Here is an 11,132-nt window from a genome sequence, read left to right on the forward strand (position 1 = left end):
CACAAGGATACGTTGTGAATGGTGAATTAATCTGGGTGCTGACGCTGTTAGGTGTGGCGGTTTTACTGTTCGCCACCGGGAAAATCCGTATGGACGCCGTGGCGCTGCTGGTGATTGTGGCGTTCATTCTCAGCGGGACGCTGACCGTTAACGAAGCCTTTGCAGGGTTCAGCGATCCCAACGTCATTCTTATCGCCGCGCTGTTTGTGATTGGCGATGGTCTGGTGCGTACCGGCGTTGCCACGAAAATGGGCGCCTGGCTGGTGCAGATGGCGGGCAGCAGCGAAACCCGTATGTTAATCCTTCTGATGCTGACCGTTGCCGGGCTGGGGGCGTTTATGAGCTCCACCGGCGTGGTGGCGATTTTTATTCCGGTGGTAATAAGCGTCTGCGCGCGGATGAAAATTGCGCCGTCGCGGCTGATGATGCCGTTAAGCTTCGCCGGGCTTATCAGCGGCATGATGACCCTGGTGGCGACGCCGCCAAATCTGGTGGTGAACAGTGAACTGCTGCGTGAAGGGCATCCGGGCTTTGGCTTCTTTAGCGTGACGCCCGTAGGCCTGGCGATTCTTGCGCTGGGTATCCTCTATATGCTGGTGATGCGCTTTATGCTCGGCTCCGGTGACGGCCGCGAGAAGCCGCAGGCGTGGAACCGCCGGACCTTCCGTGATTTTATCCGCGATTATCATCTTACGGGGCGGGCGCGCCGCCTCGCCATTCGCCCCGGCTCGCCGCTTATCGGCCATCGCCTTGATGATTTAAAACTCCGTGAGCGCTATGGCGCGAATGTGATAGGCGTTGAGCGCTGGCGTCATTTTCGCCGTGTGATTGTGGATGTGAATGGCGTGACGGAGTTTCGCGCGCGGGATGTGTTGCTGATAGATATTTCCGCGTCTGATATCGATTTGCGTCAGTTCTGCAGCGAGCAGCAACTGGAGCCCATGATCCTGCGCGGCGACTATTTTTCCGATCAGGCGCTGGATGTCGGCATGGCCGAGCTGTCGCTGACGCCCGAAGGAACCATGGTGGGTAAAACGGTGCGCGAACTGAATTTCCGTAGCCGCTACGGGCTGAATGTCGTCGGCATCAAACGCGAAGGGAAAGCCCTGCCGGGCGCGATAGTGGACGAACCGCTTGAGCTTGGGGATTTACTCTTAGTGGTCGGCACCTGGAAGCTTATCAGCCAGCTCGGGCAGAAAAGCCGCGATGTGGTGGTGCTCAATCTGCCGGTGGAAGAGAGCGACGCTTCGCCCGCTCATAGTCAGGCACCCCACGCCATCTTCTGTCTGGCGCTGATGGTGGCGATGATGATGACGGATGAAATTCCGAATCCTGTCGCCGCGATTATAGCGTGCCTGCTAATGGGCAAGTTTCGCTGCATCAACCCCGAAAGCGCGTGGAAAGCCATTCACTGGCCGAGCATTATTCTTATTGTCGGTATGATGCCATTCGCACAGGCGCTACAAAAAACCGGCGGGGTAGCGCTTATCGTTGACGGTCTGATGCGCGTCGGCGGCGGCTATGGTCCGCATATGATGCTGGGCTGCCTGTTTGTGATGTGCGCGGTTATTGGACTGTTTATTTCCAATACCGCGACGGCCGTATTGATGGCGCCTATTGCGCTGGCGGCCGCGAAAACCATGGGCGTGTCACCGTACCCGTTCGCCATGGGCATCGCGATGGCGGCGTCAGCGGCCTTTATGACGCCGGTGTCGTCGCCGGTCAACACGCTGGTACTGGGGCCCGGGAATTATCGCTTCAGCGATTTTGTAAAAACCGGCGTGCCGTTCACGCTTATCGTGATGGTGGTCTGCGTACTGTTAATTCCTGTGTTGTTCCCGTTCTGAACCGCTCAGAGCGGGGAGTCCTGGCTGATTTCATCTAAGGAAAGATGGAAGCTCGGCACGAAAACCTGCATGAAATAGTCCATTTCGGCGCTGTGCCGCTGTGCCAGCGTTTTTTCCAGACGGCTTTTGGCGAGCAGGAATTCATTGTTGCCCGCCGAAAGCTCTTCCAGACATTTCAGATAGGCGCACAGCGCATCGGCCTGTTTCACCAGCGATTTCTCATCTTCGGTGTAGTGGTGCTCATCAAGCAGCGGGGCGAAGATGTCCTGTAACTCTTCCGGCACCATTGCAATCAGCTTCTGCTGGGCGATTTTCTCGATGGCCTTATATTCATGGGCTATCTGAGAATTGAAATATTTCACCGGGGTGGGCAGATCGCCCGTCAGTACTTCGCTGGCGTCGTGGTACATCGCCAGCAGCGCGATGCGCTCGGGGTTCACGTTGCCCTGAAATTTGCGGTTTTTAATCACGGCGAGCGCGTGGGCGACCATCGCCACCTGCAGACTGTGTTCAGAGACATTTTCAGTGCGCACGTTGCGCATTAGTGGCCAGCGGTTGATTAATTTCAGGCGGGAAAGGTAGGCGAAAAAATGACTCTGACTCATAAAGATCCCTTGTCTGTGACTGCGACAAAAAACCATTGTGAGGGGAGCGGGGGGAAGATGCAAATCTCCCCCCCAATCGGTTACTGATGGTAGCCGGAAAGGAAGCGGCCGAGCTTCGTGATGGCAAGATCGAGTTCGTCGATGCGCGGCAGCGTCACGATACGCACGTGATCCGGCCACGGCCAGTTGAACGCGGTACCCTGAACCAGCAGCACTTTTTCCTGAAGCAGGAAATCGAGCACCATTTTCTGATCGTCGTGAATATTAAAACGCTTTGCGTCGATTTTCGGGAACATATAGAGCGCGCCGCGCGGTTTGACGCAGCTAACGCCCGGAATGTCGTTAATCAGCTCCCACGCGCGGTTACGCTGCTCGTAAAGCCGCCCGCCGGGTACGATAAATTCGCTGATGCTCTGATAACCGCCAAGCGCCGTCTGAATAGCATGCTGCGCGGGCACGTTCGCGCACAGGCGCATCGAGGCGAGCATTTCCAGCCCTTCGATATACCCTTTGGCGTGTTTTTTCGGCCCGTTCAGTACCATCCAGCCCTGACGGAAACCCGCCACGCGGTAGGTTTTAGAAAGACCGTTAAAGGTGACGGTAAGCAGATCCGGTGCCAGCGCGGCGATCGAGTGGTGTTGCGCGTCGTCGTAGAGGATCTTGTCGTAGATTTCGTCGGCGAAAATGATGAGGTTGTGCTGACGGGCAATCTCAACGATGTCCAGCAGCAGTTCTTTAGAGTAGACCGCGCCGGTCGGGTTGTTCGGGTTGATGATGACAATCCCGCGGGTGCGCGGCGTGATTTTAGCGCGGATATCGTCAAGATCCGGGAACCAGTCGGAGGATTCGTCGCAAAGATAATGCACCGCTTTGCCGCCGGAGAGCGACACCGCCGCGGTCCACAGCGGATAATCGGGCGCAGGCACCAGCATTTCGTCGCCGGCGTTCAATAATGCCTGCATTGCCTGGACTATCAGTTCTGACACGCCGTTGCCGATATAGATATCTTCGACCGTCACATCGCGCATGTCGCGCGCCTGGTAGTGCTGCATGATAGCTTTGCGGGCGGAGTAGAGCCCTTTAGAGTCGCAGTAGCCCTGCGCGGTGGGCAGGTTGCGGATGACATCAACAAGAATCTCATCTGGCGCGTCAAAGCCAAAAGGCGCCGGGTTGCCGATGTTCAGCTTAAGAACTTTCTGACCTTCCTCTTCAAGGCGTTTGGCCTCTTTAAGTACCGGGCCGCGGATGTCATAACAGACATTGTCGAGCTTACTGGATTTTTCGATGGGTGACATAACGTCAGAACCTTACTTGTTTTGCGCTTCCTGCCATGGAAGCCGATGGCCGACAATTTACTCCTCCCGCTCATGCTTTTAAAGCCTCCTGTGCCAGCCAGGTTCTGCATCAACACTTCATTTGAATGGTGTTAAGTTTTTAATAATTAACTTTTTGTTTTATAAAATATTGTAAAACTGAGTGAGTTGTAATTTTTGTGCTGGTATAAGATTTAACTATGGTTGATGCCACCATCGCTGGAAAATCACAACATTAGCGCGTTAATTAATTCACGCGATATGAAATTTACCCACAGAAATTAGCCAGGCTTTAACCCAACCTTTATTACTGTAAAAAGGCGGCGGTATAACGCGCTTTGTAACAATCTTGTTATATGAAAAGACGGAGAAATTATGAATTATTAAATAATATTAATTATTGGTTCTGACGATGTCTGTAATAGAGTTACGAAAATTTTGAAATTTACTGGCTCGTATAAGTAAAATCGCACGAAGTCTTAAAAAAAGAACAGATTTGCGATATTATAAAGCCGCCTGCGCGAGACGTTTCGCCAGCGCAGCCAGGCCGTAACGCCTCTTGCGGGCAACTGGTTGTTTTTATAGTCATTCAGGACACAAGTCAGGCATAGTTATATACTCTTCTTTTTCTTTTGCCAGAGTATGTTAAGGTCGTGAAGTTGTTGCTTTTCGCCTTAGCCAACGTAGCCAGATTTTTAATTCAAATCACGGGTTCGCTGTGCAGAATATTTGACATAAAGGCACAACTATAACAGAGAAATGCCCCTTTTACTGTTTTAATAACCAGGGGTTTGAATTAGAAAAGCGCATGGCGGTCTTCCGACGCGGGTTGTGTTAGCCCGGAAGCATGCTTCAAAAGGAATTGCTTTCTTTCCTTTACACATAGCAACAGACGGTGCCCGCTGCGTGCGGTTACCTGAAAGTGATAACAATATGATTAACGCAAATCGTCCGATCTTAAACCTCGACCTCGATCTGCTGAGAACGTTTGTCGCAGTCGCCGATCTGAACACGTTTGCCGCCGCGGCGGCAGCGGTATGCCGTACGCAGTCGGCCGTCAGCCAGCAGATGCAGCGCCTGGAGCAACTGGTCGGTAAAGAGCTCTTCGCCCGCCACGGGCGTAATAAGCTTTTGACCGAACATGGCATCCAGTTGTTGGGTTATGCCCGTAAAATTTTGCGCTTCAATGATGAAGCATGCACTTCGCTAATGTATAGCAATCTGCAGGGCGTCCTGACCATTGGCGCTTCTGACGAATCGGCGGATACCATCCTGCCGTATCTTCTCAATCGCATCAGTTCGGTTTATCCGAAGCTGGCGATTGATGTTCGCGTTCAGCGTAACCCGTACATCATCGAGATGCTCAACCAGCAGGAGATTGATCTGGTCGTCACCACGCATCAGCCGGAGAATCTGGACTCGCTGGTACTGCGTACGTCGCCCACGCTCTGGTATTGCGCCGCCGACTACACGTTGCACAAAAATGAAGCGGTGCCGCTGGTGATGCTTGATGAGCCGAGCCCGCATCGTGAAGTGATTATTGAGCAACTGAATGCGGCGAATGTACCGTGGCGTATCTCCTATGTCGCATCAACACTGCCGGCGGTGCGTGCCGCGGTGAAAGCGGGGCTTGGCATCACCGCGCGCCCGGTCGAGATGATGAGCCCGGAGCTACGCGTGCTTGGCGCGTCAGACGGTCTGCCCGTCCTGCCGGAGACGCAATACATGCTGTGTCGCAACGCGAACAGCAAAAACGAAATGGCGGAAATCATCTTCCAGGCGATGGAAAGCCACTATCAGCCGTGGCGTTATACCGCCACGCTTGAAGGCGGCGATGATACTCTCCTGATGCAGGGCGATCTGGAGTAATTTCTCTGCTTTTGTTAAAACTGTGTTAATAAAGCCTCTGAGGGTCTCAGGCTCTCCAGAGGCTTTTTTTATACACTTTCGCACTCTAAGTGACTGTAATTAGCTCTGATAAAACGCCCTTATCATCCACTGTTCCACTCGCTTCACCCGCTTCTGCGGCTGGTATGCCAGCAGAAAATTTTACTTTTGTTGTTAAAAAGTGAGCGATTTTGTTGCCTTTTTCAGTGGTCAATTAACAAAAGCGTGTCTCAGATCAAGAAAATACTCCCGACGAGGGGGAGGAATAGTCAGAAATTCCTGCCAAAATAAGGGGTGTTTATGTCTTCTCACTTTTAACGGACACGATTCACCCGCCGGGCTCCGTAGTCTCGCACGCGGCTCACAGGACGCTTAAAGCATCAAATGTTAAGGGTCTTGGGGAGATGTAAACTAATGTTAGGTTTCTTTTGTTAAAGTTGACAAAAGGTTATAGAAAGGAGTAAAAAACCCCATCAATTTGCTGCTTAAGTAATAATTCCGGCAGTTATTGTACGGTTGATTGTTCCTCCCCTTGAATCGATGTGGCGTTCATCTGCCAGCAAGAGCAGAGGCTTTAGCGCCACTTTTGATGAGTAAGCAATGAGTATGTCAACATCCACTGAAGTTATCGCTCATCACTGGGCGTTCGGTATCTTTCTTATTGTTGCCATTGGCCTGTGTTGTCTGATGCTGGTCGGCGCCTGGTTCCTCGGCGGACGCGCCCGCGCCAGGTACAAAAACACCCCGTTCGAATCGGGGATCGACTCGGTCGGCACCGCCCGCTTACGACTTTCCGCGAAGTTCTACCTGGTAGCGATGTTCTTCGTCATCTTTGACGTGGAAGCGCTTTACCTCTTCGCCTGGTCAACATCAGTTCGTGAAGTCGGCTGGCTCGGCTTTATCGAGGCCGCAATTTTCATTTTAGTGCTACTGGCTGGTCTGGTTTACCTGGTGCGCATCGGCGCGCTGGAGTGGACGCCTTCGCGCTCACGTCGCGAACGTCTTAACACCGAAGAAGCCGGCAGTCTCACTAATCGTCATACGCAGTAACAGCGAGGCAATAAGATGGACTATACGCTCACCCGCATAGATCCCGACGGTGAGAATGACCGTTACCCCCTGCAAAAACAGGAGATTGTGACTGATCCTCTGGAACAGCATGTACACCGCAGCGTCTACATGGGCAAGCTCGAGCATGCCCTGCATGACGTGGTGAACTGGGGGCGTAAAAACTCCCTGTGGCCTTACAACTTCGGCCTTTCCTGCTGCTACGTGGAGATGGTGACCTCGTTCACCGCGGTCCATGACGTCGCGCGTTTCGGCGCGGAAGTATTACGTGCTTCCCCGCGTCAGGCCGATTTCATGGTGGTCGCCGGTACGCCGTTTACCAAAATGGCCCCGGTGATTCAGCGTTTGTATGACCAAATGCTGGAACCGAAATGGGTGATTTCCATGGGCGCGTGTGCGAATTCCGGCGGCATGTACGATATTTATTCCGTCGTGCAGGGCGTGGACAAATTCCTGCCCGTGGATGTGTACATCCCAGGCTGCCCGCCGCGCCCGGAAGCGTATATGCAGGCGCTGATGCTGCTGCAGGAATCGATTGGCAAAGAGCGCCGTCCGCTTTCATGGGTGGTTGGCGATCAGGGCGTTTATCGCGCCAACATGCAGTCAGAGCGTGAGCGTAAACGCGGCGAACGTATCGCAGTCACTAACCTGCGTACGCCGGACGAAATTTAATTTGCGCCTGCGGGAGGTCGCTTCTCACGTATACCAATAAACGACAGCGAGAAGCCGCCGCCCGACAGTCATCACAGACCATTGGCAATGGTGAACAATATGACCGATTTAACTGCGCAAGACGCCGTTTTGCCTGTGTGGCAGACCAGGGATCACCTCGACGATCCGGTGATTGGCGAACTGCGTAACCGTTTTGGGCCGGATGCCTTTACCGTTCAGGCCACCCGCACCGGTGTTCCGGTTGTCTGGGTTAAGCGTGAACAATTACTGGAAGTTGGCGAATTTTTACGAAAGCTGCCGAAACCCTACGTCATGCTGTATGACCTGCATGGCATGGATGAGCGCCTTCGCACTCACCGCAACGGTTTACCGGCTGCGGATTTTTCCGTTTTCTACCACCTGCTTTCCATCGATCGCAACCGCGACATCATGCTGAAAGTGGCGCTGTCGGAAAACGACCTCAACGTGCCGACCTTTACCCGCCTTTTCCCGAACGCCAACTGGTATGAGCGTGAAACCTGGGAGATGTTCGGTATTACGTTCACCGGTCACCCGAACCTGCGCCGCATCATGATGCCGCCGACCTGGGAAGGGCACCCGCTGCGTAAAGACTACCCGGCGCGCGCGACGGAGTTCGATCCGTTTACGCTCACTAAGCAAAAAGAAGAGCTGGAAATGGAAGCGCTGACCTTCAAGCCCGAAGAGTGGGGCATGAAGCGCGGCAACGACACTGAAGATTTCATGTTCCTGAACCTCGGCCCGAACCACCCGTCGGCGCACGGTGCGTTCCGTATCATCCTGCAGCTGGACGGCGAAGAGATCGTCGACTGCGTGCCGGATATCGGTTATCACCACCGCGGCGCGGAGAAAATGGGCGAGCGTCAGTCCTGGCACAGCTACATTCCTTATACCGACCGCGTCGAATACCTCGGCGGCTGCGTAAACGAAATGCCGTACGTGCTGGCCGTGGAAAAACTGGCGGGGATTCAGGTGCCGGAGCGCGTGGAAGTCATCCGCGTAATGCTCTCTGAGCTGTTCCGCATCAACAGCCATCTGCTGTACATCTCGACATTTATCCAGGACGTCGGTGCCATGACACCGGTCTTCTTCGCCTTTACCGATCGTCAGAAAATCTACGATCTGGTTGAGGCGATTACCGGTTTCCGTATGCACCCGGCCTGGTTCCGCATTGGCGGCGTCGCGCACGACCTGCCGCGCGGCTGGGATCGTCTGCTGAAAGAGTTCCTCGAATGGATGCCGAAACGTCTCGACTCTTACGTCAAAGCGGCGCTGAAAAACACCATCCTGAAAGGCCGTTCTCAGGGCGTGGCGGCGTATGACGCCAAAGAAGCGCTGGCATGGGGCACTACCGGCGCAGGCCTTCGCGCTACCGGTATCGATTTCGACGTGCGTAAAGCGCGCCCGTACTCTGGCTATCAGAACTTTGAGTTCGAAGTGCCGGTCGGCGGCGGCATCAGCGACTGCTATACCCGCGTGATGCTGAAAGTCGAAGAAGTGCGCCAGTCACTGCGTATTCTTGAGCAGTGCCTGAAAAACATGCCGGAAGGCCCGTTCAAGGCGGATCACCCGCTGACCACGCCGCCGCCGAAAGAGCGCACGCTGCAACATATCGAAACCCTGATTACCCACTTCCTGCAGGTTTCCTGGGGCCCGGTCATGCCGGCCAACGAATCCTTCCAGATGATTGAGGCAACCAAGGGGATTAACAGTTACTACCTGACCAGCGACGGCAGCACCATGAGCTACCGTACCCGCGTCCGTACACCGAGCTTCCCGCATCTTCAGCAGATCCCATCGGTGATCCGCGGCAGCCTGGTGTCCGACCTGATTGTCTATCTGGGTAGTATCGATTTTGTAATGTCTGATGTGGATCGCTAACTATGCACGAGAATCAACAACCACAGAACGAGGCTTTTGAGCTGAGTGCGGCAGAGCGTGAGGCGATTGAGCACGAGAAGCACCACTACGAAGACCCGCGTGCGGCGTCCATTGAAGCGCTGAAAATCGTTCAGAAGCAGCGTGGCTGGGTGCCGGACGGCGCTATCTATGCGATAGCGGAAGTCCTGGGCATTCCGGCGAGCGACGTCGAAGGGGTCGCGACCTTCTACAGCCAGATCTTCCGCCAGCCGGTTGGCCGTCACGTGATTCGCTACTGCGACAGCGTGGTGTGCCATATCACTGGCTATCAGGGCATTCAGTCCGCGATTGAAAAACACCTGAGCATCAAACCGGGCCAGACCACGTTTGACGGACGCTTCACCCTGCTGCCGACCTGCTGCCTTGGCAACTGCGACAAAGGGCCGACCATGATGATTGATGAGGACACTCACAGTTATCTGACGCCGGAAGGGATCCCTGAACTTCTGGAGCAGTACAAATGAAACAGATTATTCGTACTGCCGAAACGCATCCGCTGACCTGGCGTATGCGCGACGACAAGCAGCCGGTCTGGCTTGAAGAATACCGCAGCAAAAACGGCTACGAAGGCGCGCGTAAGGCGCTCACCGGCATGGCGCCGGATGAAATCGTCAATGCCGTGAAAGACGCTGGCCTGAAAGGGCGCGGCGGCGCGGGCTTCTCTACCGGTCTGAAATGGAGCCTGATGCCGAAAGACGAATCCATGAACATCCGTTACCTGCTGTGTAACGCCGATGAAATGGAGCCGGGCACTTATAAAGACCGCATGCTCATGGAACAGCTGCCGCACCTGCTGGTGGAAGGCATGCTGATCTCTGCGTTCGCGCTGAAAGCGTACCGTGGTTACATCTTCCTGCGCGGTGAGTATATCGAAGCCGCCGAACGTCTGCGCCGCGCTATCGCGGAAGCGACTGAAGCGGGTCTGCTGGGTAAAAACATTCTCGGTTCAGGGTTCGATTTTGAACTCTTCGTGCATACCGGCGCGGGCCGCTACATCTGTGGTGAAGAGACGGCGCTTATCAACTCGCTGGAAGGCCGTCGCGCCAACCCGCGTTCCAAGCCGCCGTTCCCGGCATCCAGCGGTGTGTGGGGTAAACCGACCTGCGTTAACAACGTAGAAACCCTGTGCAACGTGCCTGCTATTCTCGCCAACGGCGTGGAGTGGTATCAGGGCCTGTCAACCAGCGAAGACAAAGGCACCAAGCTGATGGGCTTCTCCGGGCGCGTGAAAAACCCAGGCGTCTGGGAGCTGCCGTTCGGCACCACCGCGCGTGAAATCCTCGAAGAGTACGCGGGCGGCATGCGTGACGGCCTGAAATTTAAAGCCTGGCAGCCGGGTGGCGCGGGGACAGACTTCCTGACCGACGCGCACCTCGATCTGCCGATGGAATTCGCCAGCATCGGTAAAGCGGGCAGCCGTCTCGGCACCGCGCTGGCGATGGCCGTCGACCACGAAATCAATATGGTGTCGCTGGTCCGTAACCTGGAAGAGTTCTTCGCGCGCGAGTCCTGCGGCTGGTGTACGCCTTGCCGTGACGGGCTGCCGTGGAGCGTTAAAATCCTGCGCGCGCTGGAGCGCGGCGAAGGGCAACCGGGGGATATCGAAACCCTGGAGCAGCTCTGCCGCTTCCTGGGCCCTGGTAAAACGTTCTGCGCCCATGCGCCAGGTGCCGTAGAGCCACTTCAGAGCGCCATTAAATATTTCCGTGACGAATTCGAAGCGGGCATTAAGCAGAGCCCCGGCAACACCCGTGCCATTAATGGTATTCAGCCGAACCTGCTCAAGACGCGCTGGTAAAAGC

At 54.9% G+C, this 11,132-nt stretch carries 9 protein-coding genes; 7 read left to right on the plus strand and 2 right to left on the minus strand.

Features of this window, described 5'->3' with window-relative positions; all coding sequences use genetic code 11:
- The first annotated feature begins 14 nt into the window (after positions 1-14).
- Positions 15-1,847 carry an SLC13 family permease gene (locus tag CSK29544_RS11080; protein ID WP_007892050.1) on the plus strand — a complete coding sequence of 611 codons (1,833 nt, stop codon included), beginning with the start codon at positions 15-17 and terminating at the stop codon, positions 1,845-1,847.
- Between the two features lie 5 nt (positions 1,848-1,852).
- Here CSK29544_RS11080 and yfbR read toward each other — a convergent pair whose 3' ends face one another.
- Entirely contained in the window at positions 1,853-2,452 is a 600-nt protein-coding gene (gene yfbR, locus CSK29544_RS11085; protein WP_007699992.1) for a 5'-deoxynucleotidase, read from the minus strand.
- An 80-nt stretch (positions 2,453-2,532) separates the two neighbouring features.
- Positions 2,533-3,747, minus strand: a complete 1,215-nt coding sequence (gene alaA / locus CSK29544_RS11090; protein ID WP_007892053.1) for an alanine transaminase AlaA — start codon at positions 3,745-3,747, stop codon at positions 2,533-2,535.
- A 951-nt stretch (positions 3,748-4,698) separates the two neighbouring features.
- Between alaA and lrhA the strand changes: the two genes are divergently transcribed.
- The 6 genes from lrhA (at position 4,699) to nuoF (ending at position 11,128) form a co-directional block, all read left to right on the plus strand.
- On the plus strand, positions 4,699-5,634 hold the full coding sequence (gene lrhA, locus CSK29544_RS11095) for a transcriptional regulator LrhA (RefSeq protein WP_004388646.1): 936 nt from the start codon (positions 4,699-4,701) through the stop codon (positions 5,632-5,634).
- A 618-nt stretch (positions 5,635-6,252) separates the two neighbouring features.
- Positions 6,253-6,702 carry an NADH-quinone oxidoreductase subunit NuoA gene (nuoA, locus tag CSK29544_RS11100; protein WP_007776781.1) on the plus strand — a complete coding sequence of 150 codons (450 nt, stop codon included), beginning with the start codon at positions 6,253-6,255 and terminating at the stop codon, positions 6,700-6,702.
- Between the two features lie 15 nt (positions 6,703-6,717).
- Complete coding sequence (locus CSK29544_RS11105) at positions 6,718-7,392, plus strand: NuoB/complex I 20 kDa subunit family protein (RefSeq protein WP_007900931.1); 675 nt, start codon at positions 6,718-6,720, stop codon at positions 7,390-7,392.
- An 87-nt stretch (positions 7,393-7,479) separates the two neighbouring features.
- Positions 7,480-9,291: an NADH-quinone oxidoreductase subunit C/D gene (gene nuoC / locus CSK29544_RS11110; RefSeq protein ID WP_004388649.1), complete on the plus strand. Its 1,812-nt coding sequence runs from the start codon at positions 7,480-7,482 to the stop codon at positions 9,289-9,291.
- A 2-nt stretch (positions 9,292-9,293) separates the two neighbouring features.
- The gene (gene nuoE, locus CSK29544_RS11115; RefSeq protein ID WP_004388650.1) at positions 9,294-9,794 is read left to right on the plus strand and encodes an NADH-quinone oxidoreductase subunit NuoE; all 501 of its coding nucleotides are present in this window, start codon (positions 9,294-9,296) and stop codon (positions 9,792-9,794) included.
- A complete protein-coding gene (gene nuoF, locus CSK29544_RS11120; protein WP_004388651.1) occupies positions 9,791-11,128 on the plus strand; it encodes an NADH-quinone oxidoreductase subunit NuoF in 1,338 nt (445 codons plus the stop codon). The genes nuoE and nuoF overlap by 4 nt, the downstream gene beginning before the upstream one ends.
- Positions 11,129-11,132 lie beyond the last annotated feature (4 nt).

The sequence above is a fragment of the Cronobacter sakazakii genome, assembly GCF_000982825.1.
In the GTDB taxonomy this organism is placed as follows: domain Bacteria; phylum Pseudomonadota; class Gammaproteobacteria; order Enterobacterales; family Enterobacteriaceae; genus Cronobacter; species Cronobacter sakazakii.

Bases quoted from the DNA above. Each gene is read 5' to 3' on its own strand.
- yfbR (WP_007699992.1), bottom strand. From the start codon at position 2,452: ATGAGTCAGAGTCATTTTTTCGCCTACCTTTCCCGCCTGAAATTAATC.
- alaA (WP_007892053.1), bottom strand. From the start codon at position 3,747: ATGTCACCCATCGAAAAATCCAGTAAGCTCGACAATGTCTGTTATGAC.
- lrhA (WP_004388646.1), top strand. From the start codon at position 4,699: ATGATTAACGCAAATCGTCCGATCTTAAACCTCGACCTCGATCTGCTG.
- nuoA (WP_007776781.1), top strand. From the start codon at position 6,253: ATGAGTATGTCAACATCCACTGAAGTTATCGCTCATCACTGGGCGTTC.
- CSK29544_RS11105 (WP_007900931.1), top strand. From the start codon at position 6,718: ATGGACTATACGCTCACCCGCATAGATCCCGACGGTGAGAATGACCGT.
- nuoC (WP_004388649.1), top strand. From the start codon at position 7,480: ATGGTGAACAATATGACCGATTTAACTGCGCAAGACGCCGTTTTGCCT.
- nuoE (WP_004388650.1), top strand. From the start codon at position 9,294: ATGCACGAGAATCAACAACCACAGAACGAGGCTTTTGAGCTGAGTGCG.
- nuoF (WP_004388651.1), top strand. From the start codon at position 9,791: ATGAAACAGATTATTCGTACTGCCGAAACGCATCCGCTGACCTGGCGT.